At 63.6% G+C, this 23,659-nt stretch carries 17 protein-coding genes and 2 pseudogenes; 11 read left to right on the forward strand and 8 right to left on the reverse strand.

Going from position 1 to position 23,659, the window contains the following annotated elements; genetic code table 11:
* From J2858_RS23730 to J2858_RS23745, 4 genes are read left to right on the forward strand one after another with little or no spacing between them, the layout of a single operon-like run.
* A complete protein-coding gene (locus tag J2858_RS23730; protein ID WP_210107353.1) occupies window positions 1–849 on the forward strand; it encodes a fumarylacetoacetate hydrolase family protein in 849 nt (282 codons plus the stop codon).
* Window positions 850–891: 42 nt separating this feature from the next.
* Window positions 892–1,872 (forward strand): Bug family tripartite tricarboxylate transporter substrate binding protein, encoded by a 981-nt coding sequence (locus J2858_RS23735; RefSeq protein WP_210107354.1) that lies wholly within the window; start codon window positions 892–894, stop codon window positions 1,870–1,872.
* A gap of 28 nt (window positions 1,873–1,900) precedes the next feature.
* Window positions 1,901–2,554, forward strand: a complete 654-nt coding sequence (locus tag J2858_RS23740) for a tripartite tricarboxylate transporter TctB family protein (protein WP_210107355.1) — start codon at window positions 1,901–1,903, stop codon at window positions 2,552–2,554.
* Window positions 2,554–4,056 (forward strand): tripartite tricarboxylate transporter permease, encoded by a 1,503-nt coding sequence (locus tag J2858_RS23745; RefSeq protein WP_210107356.1) that lies wholly within the window; start codon window positions 2,554–2,556, stop codon window positions 4,054–4,056. Before J2858_RS23740 ends, J2858_RS23745 begins: the two co-directional genes overlap by 1 nt.
* A 486-nt stretch (window positions 4,057–4,542) precedes the next feature.
* Here the strand turns inward: J2858_RS23745 and J2858_RS23750 are convergent, their stop codons facing one another.
* Together J2858_RS23750 and J2858_RS23755 are read right to left on the reverse strand one after the other, a co-directional pair.
* Window positions 4,543–8,454, reverse strand: coding sequence for a GLUG motif-containing protein (locus J2858_RS23750; protein WP_210107357.1), 3,912 nt, complete (start codon window positions 8,452–8,454; stop codon window positions 4,543–4,545).
* Window positions 8,455–8,520: 66 nt separating this feature from the next.
* Window positions 8,521–10,257 (reverse strand): ShlB/FhaC/HecB family hemolysin secretion/activation protein, encoded by a 1,737-nt coding sequence (locus J2858_RS23755; protein WP_210107358.1) that lies wholly within the window; start codon window positions 10,255–10,257, stop codon window positions 8,521–8,523.
* 341 nt (window positions 10,258–10,598) lie between these two features.
* On the opposite strand from J2858_RS23755, the gene J2858_RS23760 reads away from it, so the two are divergent.
* Window positions 10,599–11,543, forward strand: a complete 945-nt coding sequence (locus tag J2858_RS23760; protein ID WP_210107359.1) for a MarR family transcriptional regulator — start codon at window positions 10,599–10,601, stop codon at window positions 11,541–11,543.
* Between the two features lie 75 nt (window positions 11,544–11,618).
* Here J2858_RS23760 and J2858_RS23765 read toward each other — a convergent pair whose 3' ends face one another.
* The 6 genes from J2858_RS23765 to J2858_RS23790 all read right to left on the reverse strand — a co-directional run bounded on the left by J2858_RS23765 (window position 11,619) and on the right by J2858_RS23790 (window position 17,801).
* The gene (locus J2858_RS23765) at window positions 11,619–12,938 is read right to left on the reverse strand and encodes an ABC1 kinase family protein (RefSeq protein WP_210107360.1); all 1,320 of its coding nucleotides are present in this window, start codon (window positions 12,936–12,938) and stop codon (window positions 11,619–11,621) included.
* Window positions 12,935–13,270 (reverse strand): thiol-disulfide oxidoreductase DCC family protein, encoded by a 336-nt coding sequence (locus J2858_RS23770; RefSeq protein WP_348635528.1) that lies wholly within the window; start codon window positions 13,268–13,270, stop codon window positions 12,935–12,937. Before J2858_RS23770 ends, J2858_RS23765 begins: the two co-directional genes overlap by 4 nt.
* Before the next feature lie 279 nt (window positions 13,271–13,549).
* On the reverse strand, window positions 13,550–14,464 hold the full coding sequence (locus J2858_RS23775; protein WP_210107362.1) for an FAD-binding domain-containing protein: 915 nt from the start codon (window positions 14,462–14,464) through the stop codon (window positions 13,550–13,552).
* 614 nt (window positions 14,465–15,078) lie between these two features.
* Window positions 15,079–15,873, reverse strand: a complete 795-nt coding sequence (locus tag J2858_RS23780; protein WP_210107363.1) for an SDR family oxidoreductase — start codon at window positions 15,871–15,873, stop codon at window positions 15,079–15,081.
* Window positions 15,867–17,015, reverse strand: coding sequence for a galactonate dehydratase (dgoD, locus tag J2858_RS23785; protein ID WP_210107364.1), 1,149 nt, complete (start codon window positions 17,013–17,015; stop codon window positions 15,867–15,869). The genes J2858_RS23780 and dgoD overlap by 7 nt, the downstream gene beginning before the upstream one ends.
* Before the next feature lie 39 nt (window positions 17,016–17,054).
* A complete protein-coding gene (locus J2858_RS23790) occupies window positions 17,055–17,801 on the reverse strand; it encodes a FadR/GntR family transcriptional regulator (protein WP_348635527.1) in 747 nt (248 codons plus the stop codon).
* Window positions 17,802–18,011: 210 nt separating this feature from the next.
* Between J2858_RS23790 and J2858_RS23795 the strand changes: the two genes are divergently transcribed.
* The 6 genes and pseudogenes from J2858_RS23795 to J2858_RS23815 form a co-directional block, all read left to right on the forward strand.
* The gene (locus J2858_RS23795) at window positions 18,012–18,995 is read left to right on the forward strand and encodes an arabinose ABC transporter substrate-binding protein (protein WP_210107365.1); all 984 of its coding nucleotides are present in this window, start codon (window positions 18,012–18,014) and stop codon (window positions 18,993–18,995) included.
* Between the two features lie 71 nt (window positions 18,996–19,066).
* Entirely contained in the window at window positions 19,067–20,572 is a 1,506-nt protein-coding gene (araG, locus tag J2858_RS23800; protein ID WP_210107366.1) for an L-arabinose ABC transporter ATP-binding protein AraG, read from the forward strand.
* A gap of 35 nt (window positions 20,573–20,607) precedes the next feature.
* On the forward strand, window positions 20,608–21,561 hold the full coding sequence (gene araH, locus J2858_RS23805; protein ID WP_143127853.1) for an L-arabinose ABC transporter permease AraH: 954 nt from the start codon (window positions 20,608–20,610) through the stop codon (window positions 21,559–21,561).
* 9 nt (window positions 21,562–21,570) lie between these two features.
* Window positions 21,571–22,437: an aldose 1-epimerase gene (locus J2858_RS23810; protein WP_210107367.1), complete on the forward strand. Its 867-nt coding sequence runs from the start codon at window positions 21,571–21,573 to the stop codon at window positions 22,435–22,437.
* Between the two features lie 70 nt (window positions 22,438–22,507).
* Window positions 22,508–22,769, forward strand: a pseudogene (locus J2858_RS24385) (DUF3830 family protein); the annotation flags it as partial.
* A gap of 145 nt (window positions 22,770–22,914) precedes the next feature.
* A pseudogene (locus tag J2858_RS23815) lies at window positions 22,915–23,553 on the forward strand (IS30 family transposase); the annotation flags it as partial.
* Between the last annotated feature and the right edge of the window lie 106 nt (window positions 23,554–23,659).

Consider the following 23,659-nt stretch of genomic DNA (forward strand, 5'->3'; position numbering starts at 1 on the left):
ATGAGACTTTCCACCGTCAGAATAGCCGGACGCACGACCTGGGGCGTGATCGAAGGCGAGACCCTTCGCGATACGGGCGCTGCGATGGCCGGCCGGTACGCAGACCTCAAGGCAGCCGTGACCGCAGGCTTCGACGGTGTTGCCGAGGCAGCTGAAAAGGCCGCGGCTTTTCCGCTCTCCGAGATCGAATGGCTGCCGGTCATCCCGAACCCGGACAAGATCCTTTGCGTCGGCCTGAACTACGAGATGCACCGCAAGGAGACCGGCCGCGCCGAAGTCGAAAACCCGACCATCTTTGCGCGCTATTCCAACAGCCAGACGGGGCATCTGAAGCCGATCATCCGGCCGAAGGTCTCGACCGAACTGGACTATGAAGGGGAACTCGCCGTCATCATCGGCAAGCCGGGCCGCTACATTTCCCGCGCGGATGCCCTTGGCCATGTCGCCGGTTTTGCCTGCTACAATGATGGCAGCGTGCGCGACTACCAGCGCCATACGCACCAGTTCACGCCCGGCAAGAATTTCCCCGATACCGGCGCCTTCGGTCCCTGGATGATGACGCCGGACGAACTCGGCCCGCTTGACGACCTGCGCATCCAGACGCGGCTTAACGGCGCGGTGGTGCAGGATGCCACCTTTGCCCAGATGATCTTCGATATCGCCCGCCAGATCGAATACTGCTCGAGCTTCACGCGGCTGGAGGCCGGCGACGTCATTGCCTCCGGCACGCCGGGCGGGGTCGGCGCCAAGCGCAATCCGCCGCTCTGGATGAAGCCCGCCGACATCGTCGAGGTCGAAATCGACCGGCTCGGCATCTTGCGCAATCCGATCGTCAACGAGCAGGGGTGAGGCCTGCGCGTCGACGACACTTGACTTCAACGGGAGGAAGACATGCTGATACTATCGAGACGAATGGCTCTGGCGGGACTGGGAGCGCTGGTTGCCTGTGGGCCGGCTGCGGCCGCCGACTGGCCGCAGAAACCGGTCACGGTCATCGTGCCACAGGCTGCCGGCAACAGCCCGGACGTGCTGTGCCGCATCATCACCGACAAGCTGTCACGGGCGCTCGGCCAGCAATTCGTCGTGGACAACCGCCCAGGTGCTGCCAATGTCGTGGGCATGCAGTCGGCGGCCCGCGCGGCCAATGACGGCTATACCTTCGTCTTTGCCACCTCGGCGGCGCTCGTCACCAATCCTTACACGATCAAGAACCTGTCTTATGATCCGCTGAAGGATTTCGTGCCCGTCGCCATGGTTGCCAAGAGCCACCATCTCCTACTCGTCAACCCGAACGTGAAGGCCAACAGCCTTGCCGAGCTGATTGCACTCGAAAAGGAAAAGCCCGGTTCGCTCAGCGTTGCCGTCGATGGCCCCCGCAATATTTCGGGGCTCATTGCGCAGGCAATCAACAAGCAGGCAGGCACGAAAATGGTGCTGGTGCCCTACAATACCATTTCCAACGCCGTGCAGGACAGCATCAGCGGCCGCACGCCGGTCACCATCCAGTCCGCCTCCGTCGTTGAACCCTTCATCAAGGATGGCTCGCTGCGTGCCATTGCCGTGGCCGGCAACGAACGGATTTCCACGCATCCCGATGTGCCGGCCATTGCCGAGATGCTGAAAAGCGTCGAACTGCAGGGCTGGTTCATGGTCATGGCGCCGGTCGGCACGCCAGCCGACATTCTGGACAGAATGAGCAAGGCCATTGCTGCGGCGATCGCCGAGCCGGACGTCAAGGAGCGCGCACCGGGTCTGGGCTTCGAACTCGCTAAGGGCGAGCCGATCAGCCCGTCCGGTGCAAAGGCGTTTCTGGATGCCCAGTACGCCTATACGGGCACGGTGATCAAGTCGCTCGGCATCGAGCCGAACTGACCTGCAATCGGAAAAGGGGGGAGGCTCCATGCGCGAGCACGACACACAGCCCGGCGGCGCGGCACCGGATAGTCCGGTGCGCGTGTCGCAAAACCTTGCAGGCGGCCTGATCCTTGTGGCCCTAGCAGCGATTGCGCTATGGCTGCTGAGCGATCTGAATGCCGGAACGCTTGGCGCCATGGGCTCGGCCCTGATGCCGCGGGTTCTGGCCGTCGGGCTTGGCCTTCTGGGCGCGCTTGTCGCGGCCTCGTCCTTCTTCCACCAGGGGCCGGTTCTGGAGCATCTGCCGCTGCGCGGACCGTCCCTCGTCATCTTGGCGATTGTCATCTTTGCCGCAACCATCCGACCGCTTTCGCTGGGATCCGTCTCGCTTCCCGGCTTCGGCTTGATCGTCGCAGCACCTCTGTCGATCATCATCTGCGGCTTTGCCACCCGCGAGGCGCGCCTGCGCGAACTGGTCGTCCTGGCTCTGGCGCTGACCCCGACCTGCATGGTCCTGTTCGGCGATCTCCTGAACCTGACCATTCCGATGCTGCCCGACGCGCTGATGGATCTCTTCCCGGAGGGCTGGTCGCAAAAGGCCATGCTGCGGGTATCGGCAGCCACCATGCTCGCCGTTGCGGCGCTCTTGTTCTTCAGCGGCGCGCGATCTGCAACAGACGACGCAAAGGCGAAAGACTGATGGATACGCTCATCTCAAATCTGTCGCTCGGCTTTTCGGTGGCGCTTGGCCTGCAGAACCTCGGGCTTGCCTTCGTCGGCTGCATGGTCGGCACGCTGATCGGCGTGCTGCCGGGCGTCGGGCCGGTGGCCACCATTGCCATGCTGCTTCCCGTCACCTTCAGCCTTGATCCGGTCGGTGCCCTGATCATGCTGGCAGGCATCTATTACGGCGCGCAGTATGGCGGCTCGACAACGGCAATCCTCGTCAATATCCCAGGCGAGGCAACCTCCGTCGTCACGGCGCTGGACGGTCATGCCATGGCCCGGCGCGGGCGGGCCGGCGCAGCGCTCGGCATTGCCGCCATCGGCTCCTTCTTTGCCGGGACCGTCGCGACGATGCTGATTGCGGCGCTCGGCGCGCCCCTGACCAAGGCCGCCCTTCTGTTCGGGCCGACCGAATATTTCTCGCTGATGGTGATGGGCCTGATCTTCGCCGTCGTGCTTGCCGGCGGATCGATCCTGAAGGCGCTCGCCATGATCATGCTCGGCCTGCTGCTCTCCACTGTCGGCACCGACCTTGAGACAGGTGACCAGCGCATGACCTTCGGCCAGCCCTTCCTGTGGGATGGCATCGACTTTGCCGTGCTGGCCATGGGCGTGTTCGGCATTGCCGAGATCCTACGCAATCTGGGCCAGCCGGAAGACCGCGACCTGGTGCGGGGCACCATCGGGCGCCTGCTGCCGAGCCAGGCGGAAATGCGCCAGTCGCTGGCGCCCATCCTGCGCGGCACGCTGCTCGGCTCCGCCTTCGGCATCCTGCCGGGCAATGGCGCAGTGCTTGCCCCGTTTGCCTCCTATGCGGTGGAGAAGAAGCTCGCCGCTGATCCGAGCCGCTTCGGCAAGGGTGCGATCGAGGCAGTGGCCGGGCCGGAATCGGCCAACAATGCCGGCGCACAGACCTCCTTCATCCCGCTCCTGACGCTCGGCATTCCCGCCAATGCCGTGATGGCGCTGATGGTCGGCGCGATGACGATCCAGGGCATCATTCCGGGGCCGCAGGTCATGACCGGAAACCCCTCCCTGTTCTGGGGCATGATCGCATCGATGTGGATCGGCAACCTGATGCTTCTCGTCATCAACCTGCCGCTGGTGGGGGTGTGGGTGAAGCTGCTGCAGGTTCCCTATCGCCTGCTGTTTCCGGTCATCCTACTGTTCTGCTGCATCGGCATCTATTCGATCAATGGACAGGTCACCGATGTTCTCTTCATCGGCCTGTTCGGCCTTGCCGGTTTCATTCTCATCCGTTGCGGCTTCGAGCCCGCCCCGATGCTGCTCGGTTTCGTGCTAGGCAAGCTGATGGAGGAAAACCTGCGCCGGGCCCTGATCCTGTCGCGCGGCTCTCTCACGACCTTCGTGACGGAACCGATCAGCGCGGGCCTGCTTGCCGTCTCCTCCATCCTGCTCGTCGCCGCCATCGTCCCGAACATCCGCAGGGGGCGTGAGGAGGCCTTTGCCGAATAGTGTTGGACTGAGACATAGAAGGACGGCTTTGATTATTCACACCCGGCTTGAGGATTATGCACTACCGCATTTTGTTCGGCGTATTTTGCCCGTCACCCTAAGCACTTCGCTGTTCTACTCTGACCTGATGGCAGGCGTGAACTGCACCGGGTTTGCCGGAGACCCCAACTCGTGAGACGTTGGGTCGGAAGCGTTGGCAATCCCTGTGACAACGCTCTCGCCGACGAGACATGCCGTGGTGCAACGTCGAAGCCGTGGAATTCGCTGGCTCGAACGGGCGAAGGGTCCAACAACCGCCGCCTTATGGAGCGTATCGGAAACACTCCGCCAGCCGAGGCTGAAGACCGATGCCATGCGGACGAACCAGCCATGGCCGCATGCCTCAGACCAAGCGGCCTGAGGCAGATCCCGCGGTTCATCGGCCACGTTTGCCGGCAGCCTGCTTCAGATCGTCAGAGGTCGGCCCGCCGCGTTTGCCAAGGCATTTCACCGCAGCTTGTTGAGCGGTGGCTGCTTCAATTGCATCCCGACGACGCCCACGATGCCTTGGATGATTGACTGAACAAATGATACCGATGCACTTTGTTGGAGAGATGAATCTGCTCCCGGCCGTTGCTGGATTGGTTGGCTCCTGCCTTGCTGACTCTCTGCCAAAGCCTGGGCGCGCATCTGTGCTGCCACCTGAAGCATGACCTCTCCCAAAACGTCGTCCGGCGTTTTGGTGCCGCTCTGCTGGCTGGAAGAGGCTGCCTGGCTCTGCTGGTTATTGGCCATCTGCTGGATGAAGTCGGTGACGATCTGGTCTGCTGACGGTTGCCCCAAGCCTGTCGACTGCGCTGATAACTCCTGTTCCAGCGTGCTGGTCGAGGGCGTGTTCACGCGTGGCGGCTGCGCTGCCGGCGACGGCGGCTCGCTGGGCGGCGTTGTCGGGGGCCGTGTCACTGTTCTGACCGTCAGAGTGCCGCCGATGAATTGCAGGCTGTAATTGGCCGACGCGGTCAGAGAGCCGCGCGTGATGGCATATGTTCCGGCACCTGAGCCGGTCGATGCCGAGGTCGCAAGGGCGCCGCTGAGGCTGTCGCCGTTGACGAGCCCCATGCCGCCGACGGAATAGCTCAGTGGCGGATTTGTCGCGCCGACATCGCGGGTCTGGTTGTTGGCCGCAATGACGAGAGTGCGAGGCGTCACGGTGGCGCCGAGTGAAACGAAACGGGTTGAACCGCCGCCCCGGAACTGACCCTGCATGCCGGTGAGGTCGATATCGTAGCTGCCGACGCCGGTGGTCCTGCCGACACCCTGATACGTGCCGGAAAGTGTGTTCCAGACGCCGCTGCCATAGAGGCTGGCGGTGGGGGTGTCGCCGTAGACGGCCGTCTCGCGGACGCCAACCACACCCGAGACACCGAACAGTTCCGGCGCATAACCGGCCGATGCCGGCGCCCAGACGGTGCCGTCGAAGCCAGTAAAACTGTTGTTGTCCTGCATCGCCTGACTGCTGAGGCCGACGCCGCCGGCACTTGTGGAGAGACTTGAGCCGAGGATATCCCAGTAGGACGAGGTCACGCGCCCGCCATTGCTGGCGCCGACCAGGCCGCCTTGCTCGGAATTCCCCTGAACTTCGCCCGCCGAATAGGTCTCGGCAAGGCTGCCGGAATGGAGGCCGATGAGGCCGCCGACCTGTTGGCTGCCTGTCGCGCTGCCCGTCGCATAGGACTGGGTGACGGTTGCCACATTCCAGCCGACAAGTCCGCCAACCTTCGTGCCACCTGCGACCGACCCGCGAGCATAGGACTGGCTGATGTTTCCTCCATAGATCACGCCGTCCCGCTCGCCATCGTAATTCTTGCCCACCAGGCCGCCGACAGCATCGACGGTACCTCTGACGTCGCCCGTCGCGAAGGACTGCGTAATCTGTCCTCCCACGTTGATGCCTGCCAGGCCGCCGACCAGAAAATCGCCGCGCACCGTGCCTGTTGCCCACGAGGTGCTGACGGCGCCGAGGGAATTGCCGCCGACCAGTCCGCCGACAACCTCCTGACCGGAGACCGGACCGGTCGCATAGGAACGGCTGATCGTGCCGCCTGCATTGTAGCCGACGAGGCCGCCCACATATGTTCCGCTGCGCACCGAAGCTGTGGAATAGGAATTGTCGATGGTGCCACCGAGATAGCCAACCAGCCCGCCCGTATTGAAGGCGCGAAGGATGTCGATGCCATCGGATGTAACACTGCCCGTGGAGTAGGCGTTCTCGATCCGGCCGTAATGCGCACCGACCAGTGCGCCAATGTCGTTGCTGGAATTGCCTTCCACCTCCACATCGACCAGGCCGATATTGCGGATCAGTGCAGAATTCGCCGTCAGGCCGAACAGACCCGTCGAGCCATAACCCATCAGTGGCTGGCGACCGATATAGAGGTCTGTGATCACATGGCTAAGACCGTCGAAGGTGCCGGAAAAGCCCATCGTGCGGTTGCCGCCGATCGAGAGAAACCCGCTGCTCCAGTCATGTGTCACGCCGGCATCGATATCCCGGCCGAGGGCGTAATTGGCGGTCTTGTTGTTTCGGACGTTCTGTAGGTCGTAGATGGTGTTGACCAGCGCGTATGCGGTCACCGCGGTGCGGGTTCCCCCGATCCCGGAAAAGTCCGGGAGGTTGAGGTAGCTGTCGGTATTGACGCTGCCGGCATCCTTGCCCGCAGGATTGTAATAGATCGAGACGCCGCCATCTGCGGTGATCCGACGATCGCCGGCGACCGTGACTGTGCCTGTTCCCGTGCCGGCATTGTCCGCCCGCAGCACGACGGAGGCACCTCCGCCGCCGCTCAGGTTGGCGTTCAGCGCAATGTTGCGATAGGCCGACAGTGTCAGTCTGGTGCCCTGGTTCCACATGAGGTCGGAAGCGACCAGAATATCGCCAGCCTGGTTGCCGGCAGATCCTTCGCTGCCTGTCGATATCGTCACATTGGCATTGGCAAGGGCGTTCTGCAGCGTTGCAACGTTGATGATGCTGTCGTTGCCGGTCGGTGTCACGCCGGAGGCATTGGTCGATGCTGCGCTGGAGATCGTCACATTGTACGGATCAAGCAGCAGATTGCCGAAAACGCCGCTTTCGGCGGAGAGATCGACGGCTCCGATGAAGTCGAGCCCGGCCTTGCCCGACACTTCCGCCTCGCCGCCTGCGCCTGAGCCTTTGCCGCGCGCACTGAGGGTGCCGGCATAGTTCGTGGCGAGGTCGGACCAGATGACGATCTGGCCGCCGGTGCCGGATCCGGTTGCGTCCGCGCGGATGACACTTGCGGCATCGACGGATGTCGTCGCTGCCGTTTGCAACCCCGCCGCGCCCTTGCGATTGCCGCCGACGCGGACATCGCCGCCATCTTCTCTGCCGGACGCGTCGAGTGTCGCCCCGCTCAGCGCGACATCGCGGCCGGAGACGGTGATGCTGCCACCCTTGCCTGTACCCGAGGAGACATCGACCTTGCCGCGGATCGAAACCTTGCCACCTTCGCCGCCGCCGATACTGATGGCGCCATTGCGCCCGCCGATCGATTTCGCTTCCGTCACGCCGGCAATGTTGACCGCTTGTCTTGCTGCCTCGCGGGCCGTTGCCGCCGAGATGACGATGCGTCCGCCATCGGCGGATAGCCGGCCGTTATGCACGATCAGCGGGTCCTCGCCGGCTGTCGGGTCGGGCACGGCAACCTGCAGGAAGCCGTCGCCCGATACATCGAGTGTCGCCTGCTGGCCCGCACCGAGGCCGACCCGGCCGAGAGGGACCGAAACCAGACCGTCATTGCGGACCCTCCGACCGAGAAGCGCGGCATACCCGCCGGATCCGACGGCTATTTCGCCTTCATTCACCACCGAACCGGCTCTATCCGTGCCGGAAAAGGTGCGCCGGCCCGCCATGAAGTCGTCGTCACCGATGTCGAGCGACGAGGCAACGAAACCGCCACCCGCCTTGATCTTTCCGCTTGGCGTGATGGCAATGCCGTTTGGATTGACGAGATAGATCTGGCCGTTGCCGGAAAGACGTCCGGCGATGGTCGAGGCGGTGCTGCCGTTGACGCGATTGAGAATGGCAGAGGATGTATCGGGCTGCACGAAGGTCACTCCGTGGCCGGCACCGATGGAAAAGCTGTTCCAGTTGACGATCGCGTTATGCGACGACTGGTTCACTGTCATCTCGTTACCACCGGTTCTGATGGTGGCGCTGCCGGCTACGACGGTCGGCGCCACCGGCAGCGAATCGGCTCTGGCGGCCGCACCTGGCATGAACAGGCCGCCCGAGAGACCGACTGCGCCGGCAAGGGCCGTCTGGCACAGCATCTGCCGGCGCAGAGTGCGGCGTTGTGCTAAAGGCGGGGTGGACATCGTCAGTCGCGTGACCGGTTTCATGATCTTCCTCCTGTGGGGCGAGCCGTTTGAGGGCCCCGTAATGGTTTCGGGAAGTCCGTGTCCCGGCTAGAACCTGAACACCGTATTGAGAAGCAGCCGGTTGCTTTGATCTTCGCCGTCCGCCCAACCATGCGCATATTCCAGGGTCAGCAGGCTGTTGCCCGCGAGCGGCGTCTCGGCAAGATTGAGCTTTATGCCAAGGCCGAGCGAGGCGCCGCGGATGACCTTGTGCTCCAGTGCCGTCGGCGCGGCCAGTTCCACGATCCCGGCCGCGGCAAAGACATAGGGTGCCCAGACACCATCCATCAGCCGATCCGGCGATCGTGAGACCAGCGGCATCGGAAGGGCGAGGTCGAGGCGCGCCATCACACCGCTATCGCCCTGCAGGCTGCTTGAGTCGAACGAGGACAGGGCACCGCTTCCCCCAAGACCGATCTGTTCCGACGAGGGGAGCGCCTGGCCGAACGAGGCCTGACCGCGCACCGCCGCGGTAAAGTCCAGCCGCTTCAGAAGGGCCTGCCGGTAACGCAGGCTGGCGTCCAGCTTCTGAAAATCGGGCTCCGCGCCGGCACGCGTCAGCGGCAGGTCCGCGGTGGCGCTGCGGGCCCCGAGCGCATCCAGGCCAAAGGAAGCCGTGACGCGCCCATCGATGCTGGCGCTCGCAGCGGTCAGTGAATCAAAACTCTGGCCCAGGCGCACAACCCGGAGCGAATCCCTGGTGAACGGACTCCCGGTGCCGCCAAAGTCGAGCGTCTGTCTTTCGTCGATGACGTCGAGACTGAGTTCTGTGGCGGTATTGAACGCGCGGGAGCGGATCCACTGGTAGGACAGACGCGTCGACAGACGCCGATAGTGGTCGTCGATCTCCAGAAGATCGTCATTGTCCGGCCTGTTGCGCGAGTCGGTCGCCTCGACATTCAGCGCCATGCCATCGAAGCCAAGCGGCAGGAGAATGCCGGCAACCATCTGTCTGTTGCGCGGATACTCTGCAAAAAGATGGCCGTCGGTCAGGCCGGGATAGCCGCTGAACCGAAAGTAGCTGATCTCGCCGAGGCCGGCGAGATTGTTCAGATCCGCACCGATGCCGACCGTATAGTCGCCGAGTGCATCGGATTGTCCGTTGCCGGCCGACAGGGTCACCGCCACAGGATCATAGCGGCCCTCCAGCACCAGAATGGCAGCCCCGGTCTTGTCCCCGGCCTTGATGGTCGAGCGTAGCGCGAGCCCCGGCGTATCGCCGGCGAGAAGCAACTGCCGTTCGATCTGTGCGCGCGTGATGCCCGTTCGTCCGACGAGCGGCGCGGCATAGGCATCGACACGCGGCCGGACGCCGGCCGGCACCCCTGTCGTGTCGACCCTCTGGATGAAACCGTCGGTGACCAGCAGCCGCAGCGGGGCATGATCAACGATGGTCTGGGGCGGCAGGGAGACGCGCACCAGAACATAGCCGGCCTCCGCATAGGCCCGTTCCAGATCGCGCGCCGCGGCAAACAGATCGGCCCCCGAAACCCGGTGTCCCCTGAGGCGGGCCTCGATCTCGCGCGTGGTGGCCGCCATGGCCGGCAATCCACCCTCGACCTCAAGGCCGGCAGGCGTGACGAAAAGCTGTTCGGCGCCCGGCGGCGTTTCCAGCCCGTTGCTTGCCAGCAGTTCGAGCCCACCTCCCGGACGCTGCAGGTTCGGCGCATAGGTCGGCGCGACGAGTTGACCGGCCGTCTGGCCAAGCGCTGCCAGCGGGGCAACGGCGATGGCGAACGAGGTGGCAAGCAGCAGGCGCAGATGCGGACGTGAAATTGCGGTCATCAGGCTCTCGACGATGATGGCGGACGGAACCGGCTCCGAACGACGGCAGCCATCCGCCGGAAGGGTCGGCGCGGATGGATCCGCAGTGATGAGCCGTCCCCCTGTGGACCTCTGGCATGCCTGCAACTTCTAGAAGGGGGCACAGGGCATGGAAAAGTCTAAACTCTGCCGCTATTCAGTCTGGCTATGAATAGAGAGGCGAGGGCGGTTGCCTTGCCTGCCCAGTCTGTCTTTTGTGACGAATGCTTTGCCAAGATATATCGTTCGCCGAATAATGTCGGTTGTGCGGTGCAGCAGCGCGGTTATCGCCATCGGCGAAGGGATTGGGGAGGGTGACATTCATGCAGTCGAGGCGAGACAGCATTCCGGGTGATACGGTGCTGTACCACACCGTTTCTGCCTATCGAGACCGGGATGTGTGGCTGCGGGCCGCCGCGTTTCTGGCGCTGCCGGACTTTCCGGAGGCTCTGCTCGATTATTGCCGGCTGATGTGCGCGCCGCCGGACCTCCACTGGCCGGCGACCAAGATTTTCGGCCAGAAGATCCGGTATATCACCTGCTACTGTCTGATCGGGAACTATGCCCGGTCACTCGACGATCCGGCCTTCGTTCCAAGCCTTAGCGCACTGCAGGCGGTCGTTCCCGCAAGCCCTCGCCAGGTGGCCGACCAGATCCGGGGCCTCAGGGCGGGCGGTTATGTACAGACCCGGCGTGACGGGCAGGACGCCCGTGCCCTGCATCTGGTCCCAAGCCCGTCGCTCGTACGGGAGATTGCCCGTTCGCCGCTATCGGCCCTCCAGGTCGCAGAGGCGATCACGCCTGGAGCCGACAGGCTGCATTTGCGCCTCCTCGAGGATCCCGACGTGCTATGCCGCCTGCTTGGCCTGTCGACCCGGCAGTTTCATGCGCAGGACATCCTGTTTCGTCCGTTTCCGACCATCGTCAGCTTCAGCGGTCGCGATGCCGGCTACCTGATCCTGACAGCCGTGGTGGGTGCTGCCTTGGCCCGCGGCTGCGGCGATGAACGCTGGGACGTGTCGCTCAGCTATCACGCCATGGCGCGTCGCTTTCAGGTCTCGCGCCAGCATATAGGCAACCTCTATGCCGAAGGAGAGGCCGCCGGCCTGTTCCGGGTCGTCAATGGCAGGCTCGAAGATATGTCCCCGGAGCTGCTTCTGGAGTTTCGCACATTCGTGGCGGGACAGATGGCCCATTATCGCGCGATGGCGGAGCTTCTGCCTGTGCCTGTGCCTGGCGGGGCGGCTTCGTCGCCGAGCAGCCCATAGAACGAGGCTGGCTTCGGGCCATGAGCGGCGGGTCAAAGACCGCCAACCCGATCGCCTTTCCGGATGTCCAATGCCCTATGCGTAGCGGGACAGCATTTCGACAACCGGTAACCGAACGCGCAATTTCAGGGCGAGAAGCGCCATGCCGGTTATCTTTCGCTGCAAAAACATCTTGTCCGGAGACGGCAACGTCCAGAGAGACCGGTCCGCGAAGAGCGATTGCGACCTCTCACGCACGGCAACGAGCGGTCCGCGGTCGCTGAAATCGACCAGGCCTTCCGGCGCCTGAAGCACGTATTCCAGCACTGTCGACATCATTTCGTCGAGCATGCGGCCATGGCGTGCGACTTGCGCCGACGAGAGATAGCCCATGTCGAGGAAAGCCGCGCGGACCGTTTCGTTCCTGCCGCTCAGGATCGCCTGCAACAGCCTGCGATAGGATTCGGCACTATCGGGCATGACAGGCCGCACGGCGCCGAAATCGAGAAGCGCGATGCGCCCATCCTCGGGCCGCCAGAGGTAGTTCCCGAAGTTCGGGTCGGTCTGCATTACGCCGAATGTGAAGAGTTCGGAGAGGGCGAGATCGGCAAGCGCCCGCATGGCGGTCTCGCGCGTTGCCTCCGGCACCACCGCGAGCCGCTCGATTGGAACGCCTTCGACAAAGTCCATCGGAAGCACCGTGGGACGCAGGAGTTCTTCCACAGGCGCTGGAACCACGAAGCGGGCATCTCCGGCAAGCAGCGCGCGAAACCGGCGCATCTGTTCGGCCTCGCGTAGATAATCTGCCTCCTCGTGCAACTGGCGCCTGGCTTCGGCCAGATGCTGCGCGAGGTCGAGCCCGGCGGGAACGAGACCGGAGAGCCGCAGAAATGTCGCGACATTGTCGATATCGGAATCGATGCTGCGGGCGACGCCGGGATATTGAACCTTCACAGCCACGGAACGACCTGAGATGAGCACGGCCCGATGAACCTGTCCGATCGATGCGGCAGCCATTGGCGTTACGTCAAAGCGGCTGAAATGGCGCCGCCAATCCGGACCCCAGGCGCTTGCGAGACTCGCGGAAAGCTGGCCGGGCGACATGAAGTGCGCCGATGACCGCAACTGGGAGAAGATCGCCTGCAGTTCCGGTGGCAAAAACTCGCCTGGATCAAGCGACACCATCTGCCCCAGCTTCATCGCCGCGCCGCGCATGCGCGACAGCTGGTCCGCAGCCTTGCGTGCATTCGACGGCGTCAGAAGAAGATCGCGCAGATGCGGTCGCTCACCCTTCGCCAGACGGCTCAGCCCTTCCGACACCACGCCCGAGGCGACGCCGCCTGCGATCTGGCCGAGTGCCGCAAGCCGGTTCAGTCGACCCTGTGGCACGGGCCGGTAGCGATCCCTGTCGCTCATGAGACCAACCTCAGACGGGGACGCAGGCGCAGAAAGCCGAGATAGGCCGCCTCGAACACGGGCCTCGCCCACGGCAGATCCGCGAGGATGCCTAGTGGCCGCAGCATCGGGATCGCCCGCCACATGGCGGCGAAGGCCCGCGCGCCTGAGAAGAGGCGTCCATTTTCGGACGCATGGAACCGAGCGAGAAGCGCTGCTCTATCGATGGGACAGGCCGTCGTCGCGTTGGACACATCGATGAAACAGATCGCGCCGCGACGGTCCAGCCTGCGCATCAGGACGATCTCGCGGCGGCAGAGCGGACAGGCTCCATCAAAAACACGGTCACGGATGGCGTCAAGTCAGTCTCTCCCGCAACGAACCAGCGCCGGGATCTTCTCCCTGAGCGCGAAAAACCCTTTCCGGCAATGGGGCCATGTGCGCCGGTCCCAATCGTGCATGTATTCCGTAAAGAGCACACCGCGTGTGGGCCCCTCGACCTGTGACGGCATCAGGACATCCGCCACGGGCCCCACAGGAAGAAACGCGGTTGTGACCTGGCTACATCCCGCCGCATGGGCCTTGGCCAGCAGGTGGGCCGGCTCCACGATTCCAAGACAGTCTGCTTCCGGCTAGGCTTTGCAGGCGCGCTCCATGCCGTCGGCCATGGCCATTCGATCCCATGTGTTGCAGCCGTCGATGCAGGCGATGGCGCGGACGGGCAGTCCGTGCATCTCCTGCGACGTCTCCGGTGAAAGATCTTCCGAGGTCAACAGCAGAAGCGTCGGCGCAGACGGGTTGGGGCGAGCAAAAGGACGGACGGCGGCAGGTTGCGGCGTCTGCAGGCTATCTGTGGGAATGATGGCCGTGTGCGCCAGTCCCGTCGGCGAAAAGCGGCCGTTTGTCATGGACCGGATACGGCCGGCATCAGCAAGATAGACCTTGCCGACCGTATGAAGACCCGCCACCCAGCGCCACGACAGCGTGTTGGATGCAGGATCTGCATCGATCAGCCTGTCGAACAGAAAGGCGGCGCCGAGTTCCCACGGGAGCCCGAGGGTAAAAATCCAGATCGAAGCGAACTGCATCCGCGCCCAGTTGTGAAGATAGCCTGTGACGTTCAGTTCCTCGACCCAGGCGTCGAAACAATCGATGCCCGTGCGCGCGTCAATCGCTGCCTCATGCCGCAGTCGGAGATCGGCAGACGCATCGAGGCGATCTTTTGCCCGCTCCAACGCCGCGCGATAGTTCGGCCACAGCGTCGGGCGCTGTTCTAGCCAACCCTTCCAGTAGCTACGCCAGAACACCTCGCTGACAAACTTCTCGGCCGATGCGAGATCATGGTGCGCGAGGACAGTCTCGATGATCTCCGCTTCCGTGATGAGCCGCCGACGCACAGCGGGCGAAAGCCGGGATACGTGCACATGGCGACCCTTCCCTTGATCCTTGTTGCGCAGGCGCGCGTAAGCTCGCCCTGCCGTGGGGAGGAACGATTGCAGACGTTGAAAGGCATCGGCCCGGCTGAGAGGAAAACCGGCTTCTGTCATTCTCAGGACCCTCCCTCATGACGTTCGCTTCAAGTCACATATCGGGCTGCAGCCGACGACTTCATACCGTTTCTTCTACGACAAACGCGATGAGATGGACCAAGCGCGTGTCCGCGATTTGAAAAGCGGACCGAATTCGATGGGTGGCTCATGGAGCGTCCAGCAGGAGTGCGTCAGCGATGTTGCGTCCGGACCGCGTGAAAACAAAGAGGTGGAACACGTCAGGTGATCCGGTTTTCCCCCGAAATGCTCCAGATTGCCGTCCGCAACACGGGGACCTCGGAATGGTGGCGAAGCGATATGAACGGAGCGATGGACATTGGGACAAGATCGCTTCCCTGCCTCCTCGAAAAGCTGGCGATCCCGGTCGGACCGTGACTGATAACAGCGTTCTCATCCAAGGTTACATCTGAGCCCTGGGCTCGGGCGTGCATCGGCGTGACCTGCCGGAGCATTGCGGCAATTGGCCGTTATCCCGAACACCATTGGTCAGGCACTGGCAAAGCCTGCCCGCAGGCCGCACGCAGTGACGTGCGGGCCGTCACGGCCGCCAGAGGGGCGAGGGCGCGGGATGTCACTGCCGATGACTTTTCCAGATACGCGCCCCATCCTCTCTACTGATGCTGGATCGCGCTCAGCCCGCCGTCCACCGTCAGGCAGGCGGCGTTCATGAAGCGGCATTCGTCGGAGATCATGAAGACGGCGGCAAGCGCGATTTCGGCGATCGTCGCGATGCGGCCCTGCGGATGCAGCCTCATCGTTTGCGCGCGCGCCGCCTCCTTATCCGGAAAGCTGTTCCAGTAGTCGACCACCTTCTGCGTCTCGACATAGCCGGGTGCCAGCGCGTTCACCCGGATGCCGCGATCGGCATATTCGATGCCGAGCGACCGTGTCAGGCCAAGCAGGGCATGCTTGGCCACAGGATAGGGAAAGGTGTGCGGAATGATCGTGAAGGCATGCGTGGAGGCGATATTGAGGATCGCCCCGCCGCCTTGTTCGATCAGGCCGGGCAGCACGGCCCGGCAGCAGTTCCAGGCGCCCTTCAGATTGATGTCGAAGCAGCGGTCCCACTCCTCGTCGCGGATGGAGAGCGGTTCGGCGAACACGTTGACGCCGGCATTGTTGATGAGGGCGTTCGGCTGGCCGATCGCGTCTGCGCCCCGCGCGATGGCCGCCGCGATGCCCGGCGCATCGGCAATGTCGGCTGCGGCGTGAAATAGCCGCCCAGCCGAGTGGTCGAGGTCTTCGGCGGCGCGGGCAAGGCGCGGGCCGTCGCTGTCGAGCAGGATCAGGCTTGCCTCCTCGGCAAGGCAGGCGCGTGCAATGCCAAGCCCGATCCCCTGGGCGGCCCCGGTGATGACGATCCGCTTGCCGGCGAGCCGGCCCGGTTTTTCCGCCGCCGTCACCATTCCGCAAAACTCCCGTCCTGATGGCGCCAGATCGGGTTGCGCCAGCGGTGCCCTTCCTTGGCGCGTTCGATCACGTAGTCCTCGTTTACCTCGATCCCGAGGCCCGGCCCCTGTGGGATCGCCACCATGCCATCGGCATAGGCGAAGACCTCCGGGTTGGAGATATAGTCGAGGATGTCGTTGCTGGCATTGTAATGAATGCCGAGGCTCTGCTCCTGAATGAAGGCATTGTGGCTGACGGCATCCACCTGCAGGCAGGCGGCAAGCGCAATCGGGCCGAGCGGGCAATGCGGCGCCAGCGCCACGTCATAGGCTTCCGCCATCGCCGCGATCTTGCGGCATTCGGTGATGCCGCCGGCATGCGACAGGTCCGGCTGAATGATGTCGACGAAGCCGTCCGCCAGCACCTGCTTGAAGTCCCAGCGCGAATAGAGCCGCTCGCCGAGCGCGATCGGGGTCGAGCAATGATTGACGATGTCGCGCAGCGCCTCGCGGTTTTCCGAGAGCACCGGCTCCTCGATGAACATCAGCTTGTAGGGATCGAGTTCCTTGGCCAGAACCTTGGCCATCGGCTTCTGCACGCGCCCGTGAAAATCGACGCCGATGCCGATATGCGGGCCGATCGCATCACGAATGGTCGCGATGGTCTCGACTGCCTTGTCGATCTTTTCCCAGCTGTCGACGATCTGCAACTCCTCGCAGCCGTTGAGCTTGATCGCCTTGAAGCCGCGGGCCACCACCTCGCGCGCATTGCGCGCCACATCGCTCGGCCGATCGCCGCCGATCCAGGAATAGACCTTGATCCGGTCGCGCAGCTGGCCGCCGAGCAGCGAATGGATCGGCTGGCCGAGCGCCTTGCCCTTGATGTCCCAGAGCGCCTGGTCGATGCCGGCAAGCGCGCTCATGTGCACGGCGCCGCCGCGATAGAAGCCGCCGCGATAAAGCACCGTCCAGTGATCCTCGATCAGGAACGGGTCCTTGCCGATGAGGTAGTCCTCCAACTCATGCACGGCCGCCTGCACCGTCAGGGCGCGGCCTTCCACCACCGGTTCGCCCCACCCGACGATGCCTTCGTCGGTCTCGATCTTCAGGAACAGCCACCGGGGCGGCACGATATAGGTGGTCAGCTTGGTGATCTTCATGGGCATATCCGTCAGGTGAGAGAAGAGCCGGGCGGCGGCTCACGTCTGTTTGAGGGCGAAGGCGAGGTCGCGCGCGGCCAGGTCCAGCATGCGGGTGGAACAGTCGCGGGCGGCCGCGCCATTGCGCATCCTCAGCGCCTCCACCAGTTCGCGGTGGATATCGAGCGCCTCGTCATGGCGTTCGACGGCCTTGTTGGAGGTGGAGAGCGAATATTTGAGCGCGGCGTGGATGATGCCGGACAGCTGGCGGAACACCTGATTGTGGCTGGCGCGCAGCAGGATGGTGTGGAAGGCGACGTCCGCCTCGGTGAAGCGCTCGTTATTGCCTTCCAGTTCGCGCATGGCGACCCAGGCCTTTTCGAGATCGGCGACGTCCTGCGTCGTGGCGCGCGTCGCCGCCAGTTCAGCCGCCACCGGCTCGATGGTGCGGCGGGCCTCCAGAATGCAGCCGACCAGATCGAAATCGTAGATCCGCGGGCCGATCCAGTCGAGCACCTGCGCGTCGAGGATATTCCAGTCCTCCTTGTCGCAGACGACGGTGCCAACGCGCGAGCGGCTCTTCACCATGCCCTTCGAGTCGAGAATCTTCAGCGATTCGCGGATCACCGTCCGGCTGACGCCGTAGAGATCGCAGAGATCGTTTTCGCGCGGCAGCAGGGTGCCGGGTGAATAACGGTCGTCGCAGATGTCGAGCGCCAGCGCCGCGGTGACATTCTTGCTGACGCGGGGCCGCCGCCCCCGGTCGCGCCCCTCATCGCCATCCCGACCGACCGCTCTCTCTTCCACCAGCATCTCCCTGCCCAGCGCACTGTTCCACCCCGCCGGCATAGTACGATCCAGGGCCGAACGCCATTGTTTCACGGCCTGCCCCGATGAACGTCAACCCGCATCAGACACTGATAGCTTATTCATCATACCAAGACAATTGACTGGTACGATGAAAAAGCCTAACACTGCCACCGCTGCGGGAGAGCAGCCTTTTTGGGGAGGAAGACAATGCGCTTGTTCAAGGCCGCCATTCTGGCGGGTGCCGTTGCCGTGATCGCCGCCAGCTCGGCCTTTGCGGCCGATGTGAAGATCGGCTTCGTCGTCAAGCAACCGGAGGAACCCTGGTTCCAGGACGAATGGAAGTTTGCGGAGGTAGCCGCCAAGGAAAAGGGCTTCCAGCTCGTCAAGATCGGCGCGGAAGACGGCGAAAAGGTCCAGTCGGCCATCGACAATCTCGGTGCGCAGGGCGCGCAGGGTTTCATCATCTGCACGCCGGACGTGAAGCTCGGACCCGGCATCGTGGCCAAGTCGGCTGCCAACAATCTCAAGGTCATGACGGTCGACGACCGGCTGGTCGGCGCCGATGGCAAGCCGCTGGACGCCGTTCCGCATATGGGCATCTCCGCCACCAAGATCGGCGAGGCCGTCGGTCAGGCGATCGTCGACGAGGTCAAGAAGCGGGGCTGGGACCCGAAGACGGTCGGCGCGATCCGAGTCTCCTACGACCAGCTTCCGACCGCTGTCGACCGCGTCGAAGGGGCGATTTCCATCCTGAAGGCCAACGGTTTCCCGGCTGCCAATATCTTCGATGCGCCGCAGGCCAAGACCGATACCGAGGCCGCGCTCAACGCCGCGACGACCGTTCTCAACAAGCATGCCGAGATCAAGAACTGGGTCGCCTTCGGGCTGAATGACGAGGCGGCGCTGGGGGCAGTCCGCGCCACCGAAAGCGTCGGCATCGCACCGGAAAACGTCGTGGCCGTCGGTATCGGCGGGGCGGAATCGGCGATCAACGAGTTCAAGAAGCCGAAGGCGACCGGCTTTGTCGGTACGGTGATCATCTCCCCCAAGCGCCATGGCTATGAAACGGCGATCAACATGTATGACTGGGTGGCGAACGGCAAGCAGCCGGAAAAGCTGATCCTGACCGCCGGCCAGCTGGCGCTGCGCAGCAATTACGCCGAAGTGCGCAAGCAGCTCGGCATCGAATAAGTCTGCCGTCTGCGGATGGACGGACAGGGTCCGGCGGTGCGCCGCCGGGCCGGGTGAGGGGAAGGGGAGCCGTGTCAGACTTTCTTCAATTTCGCGCCATGTCGAAGGGCTATCCCGGCGTGCAGGCGCTTGCCGATGTGAGCTTCGGCGTTGCGCGCGGCGCCGTGCATGGCTTGATGGGCGAAAATGGCGCGGGCAAATCGACGCTGATCCGTCTCCTGTCGGGTGACCAGCGGGCGGATGCCGGCGACATCCTGATCGATGGAACCGTGCAGACCTATGCCTCCGTGCGCGATGCCTTCGAGGCCGGCGTGATCGTCATCCACCAGGAGTTGCAGCTCGTTCCGGAGCTGACGGTTGCGGAAAACCTCTGGCTCGGCCGCTTTCCGGCACGCGCCGGCGTGCTCGACCGCAAGCGGCTGCTGTCCGAGGTCGGGGCGAGGCTGCGCGACGTCGGCATCGACGTCAATCCTTCGGCGAAAGTCGCCTCGCTCTCCATCGGCGAGCGCCAGATGGTGGAGATTGCCAAGGCGGTGATGCTCGATGCACGGGTGATCGCGCTGGACGAACCCACCTCGTCGCTGTCGTCAAAGGAAAGCGAGATCCTCTTTTCGCTGATTGCGCGGCTGAAGGCGCGCGGCACCGTCATTCTCTATGTCTCGCATCGCCTCGACGAGGTCTTTCGCCTCTGTGACAGCCTGACCGTGCTCAGGGACGGCAAGCTTGCCGCCCATCACCCGGATCTCTCCCGCGTGACCCGCGACCAGGTGATTTCGGAGATGGTCGGCCGCGAGATCACGAATATCTGGGGTTACCGCTCCCGCCTGCACGGCGAGGTGCGCCTGAAGGTGGAGAACCTCTCCGGTGAGCGTCTTCCCCGCCCGATCGATTTCGAGGTGCGGGCCGGCGAGATCCTCGGCTTCTTCGGGCTGATCGGCGCGGGCCGCAGCGAGATGACGCGCCTGCTGTTCGGGGCCGACAGCCGCCGGACGGGGCGCGTTGTCATCGACGGACAGGCGGTTGCGCCGGACAGTCCTCCCGCCTCGATCCGCGCCGGCCTTGTCCTGTGTCCCGAGGACCGCAAGCATGACGGCATCATCCAGGGCCGTTCCGTCGAGGAAAACATCGCCATTTCCGCCCGCCGCCTGTTTTCGCCCTTCGGCCTCGTGCACCCGCGCAAGGAAGCCGAACTCGCCGACCGCTTCATCGGCCAGTTGAGGATCCGCACGCCCTCGCGGCAGCAGGACATCGTGCATCTCTCCGGCGGCAACCAGCAGAAGGTCATTCTGGGGCGCTGGCTGGCGGAAGCGGGCGTCCGTGTGCTGGTGATCGACGAGCCGACACGCGGCATCGATGTCGGCGCGAAGTCGGAAATCTACGCGCTCCTCTACGATCTTGCCGCCGCCGGCATGGCCATCGTGGTGATTTCCAGCGAGCTTCCCGAGGTGATGGGCATCACCGACCGCATCCAGGTGATGTGCGGCGGCCAGATCACCCGACAGTTCGAGCGGGCGGCGTATGACGAGCGCGAGATCCTGTCCGCCGCCTTTCCCGATACCCGCCAGAGCCGGCCCTGACCCCCGACCGAGACCCGTTGACAGAGAACCGACACATGCAATCACTCAAGAAAATCCTTCTCGGCGAACAGGGCCTCGTCGTCATCTTCGCGCTTGCCTTCGTGCTCGTGTCGATCACGGTTCCGAACTTCCTGACCGAGCGCAACATGCTCGGCCTGCTGCAATCGGTGGTGACGATCGGCATCGTGTCCTGCACGATGATGTTTTGCCTCGCCTCGCGCGATTTCGACCTCTCCGTCGGCTCGACCGTCGCCTTTTCCGGCATGGTGGCCGTGATGGCCTCCAACAGCACCGGCTCGATCCTGCTCGGGCTCTTGGCCGCCATCACCTGCGGCGCCATCGTCGGCGTCATCAACGGCGTGGTGATCGCCAGGTTTCGCATCAATGCGCTGATCACAACGCTCGCGACCATGCAGATCGTCCGCGGCTTCGCCCTGATTTCCTCCGATGGCCGCGCGGTCGGCATCAACGATCCCGCCTTTTACGATCTGGCCCTGACGCGCATTCTCGGCGTGCCGGCTCCGGTCTGGGTGATGGGCCTGTTCTTCGTCCTGTTCGGCTTCGTGCTCAACCGTACGGTGTTCGGCAAGAACACGCTGGCGATCGGCGGCAATCCCGAGGCCGCACGCCTTGCCGGCGTCAATGTCGTGACCATGCGCATCTGGATCTTTGCCCTGCAGGGGCTCGTCTGCGGCGTGGCGGGGATCCTGCTTGCCTCCCGCATCACCTCCGGCCAGCCGAATGCCGCCACCGGACTGGAGCTTTCGGTGATCTCCGCCTGCGTGCTGGGCGGCGTCTCGCTTGCCGGGGGGCGGGCGGCGATGACCGGCGTGATCGTCGGCGTGCTGATCATGGGCATTGCCGAGAATGTCATGAACCTGCTCAATATCCAGGCCTTCTACCAGTATGTCGTGCGCGGCATGATCCTGCTGCTTGCCGTCCTCCTCGACAATCTTCGGGTTTCGGCCGCGACGATGAGCCGGCGGTAAAGGCGGGCCGTGGTCGACCGGATCGAGCTAAGGAATGGCGATTGCCGTGCGACAATCGCGCCGGAGGGTGGCGCCATCCTGAGCGCGACGGTGTCGGGCACGCCGCTGATGGTTGCGACGCAGACGCCGGGCCTTGCGACGCGGCTCTATGGCAGCGAGGCCTGCTTCCCGCTGGTGCCCTTCGGCGGGCGCATCGAGCACAACGGCTTTTCCATCGACGGCGCGGACTATCGGCTTGCCCGCAATACGCAGGATCCGCTGGTGCTGCACGGCGAGGGCTGGCTGCGGCCATGGTCCGTGGCCGAGGTTGGCCGTGACACCGTGCGGCTTTGCCTCGACGTTGCGGCCGACGATCGCTCACCTTACGCCTACCGGGCCGAGCAGCGGATCACGCTTCTGCCGCACGGGCTGATGCTGATGCTGTCGGTTGTCCACAAGGGGGCGCGACGGCTTCCTTACGGGCTTGGTTTCCACCCTTATCTGCCGGTCGGACCGGGCTCGACGGTGGAATTCCAGGCGGGGGGCGTGTGGACGGAGCGGGAGATGCACCTGCCCGGCATTCTATGCGCGCCGGCCGGTGAGATCGACTTCGGCACGCCACGCGCCGTCCCCGAGGGCTGGATCAACAACTGCTACGAGGGCTGGACGGGGCGCGCCGTCATCGGCGAGGTCTCGGGTGCCGCCCTCATCCTCGAAGCCTCCCCGCCGCTCCGCTATCTGATGCTCTACAAACCCGCTGGCCCCTCCGGTTTCCTGTGTGTCGAGCCGATGAGCCACCGGCCGAATGCGCATGGCGACCCGCACGCCGGCGGGCTTGCCGTTCTGGCACCCGGCGATAGCCTTTCCGCATCGATGCGCCTCGAACGTCGTGGATGAGGCGGCGACACGGCGCCGTGAGCGCCTGCCGGTCCTCCCTTATTCTGAGCCTTGCTGGAGACAAAAGACCATAAAGCTCAAGATTACCCCCCCGGCCCCTTCGTTTTCGATGCGGAGCCGGAAACAGACAAGGCGCGGCAGACCCGCAAAGCCTTTGCCGAACGCCTGCCCGAAGAATGCCAGATCGTGCATGTCCGCTGGTCCGGCGAGGGGCTGGATGCCGCTCGGCGATTATAATTTCCGGTTTGCCAGGAAAACCATACGAGCCCCCTGCGGGGGCAACATCATTCTCCGTCCGGGGTGGCATCGGCGAAGATGGAATTCTGCTGGCTGGCCGGTTCAAACCCTCTGGCCAGTCAGCTCCAGTGATGACAAGTATTCCATAAATATGACTATGCAATTTTCATTAGACTATTGGGCAGATTCCATTTTCAAATGCAACGAAGGCAATAATGGCCATGGTTTCAGGAGGATGGAATGGCCCGCTCTTTTGTGCAGTTGAGTTTGGATGAAGGTCGTATCATCGCACGGATGCATGAGAAGAAGATCAGTCAGGTTGAGATCGCGCGCGCCCTTCGCCGCCACCGCTCAACGATCTGCCGGGAGCTGCGACGGAATTTCTGGCATGATCGTGAGGTTCCGATTGCGGAAGAATACTGGCACGTCACAGCGCATGAGATGGCGTGCGACCGGCGTTGCAAATACCGCAAGCTGCTGCGCGACCCTAGTCTGTGCGCCGCCGTTATCGATCGGCTCAAAGACGGTTGGTCACCGGAACAGATTTCTGGCCGGCTGCGGCTTGCCAGTGGCGCAACCACCCGTATGAGCCATGAGACAATCTACCAGTATGTTTATTCTCAGGAAGGCCAGGATCAGCAACTGGCGCGTCACCTGCCTGAACGACGTCGTAGGCGGCGACCGCGATATGCACGCAAACCCAAAAGCCTTGTCTTTCCAATGGAATGCGCCATTCGCAACAGGCCTGAAGTCATCAACTCCCGCAGTGAATTCGGTCACTGGGAAGCGGATTTGATGATCTTCAGAAAGGAGCATGGCGCTGCAAACATCGCCACCGTCGTGGAGCGCAAGAGCCGGTATACCCTGCTGTTTCGCAACTTGATCTGAACTGATCTGAACCTGATCTGACCCCTTCAAACTGGACCATTTTTGGCTAGAGTTTTCCGGTGCATTTTCCTGGCTGGGAAAGGAACGGAAGAGGATG

Source organism: Neorhizobium galegae, assembly GCF_017877135.1.
Lineage (GTDB): Bacteria > Pseudomonadota > Alphaproteobacteria > Rhizobiales > Rhizobiaceae > Neorhizobium > Neorhizobium galegae_A.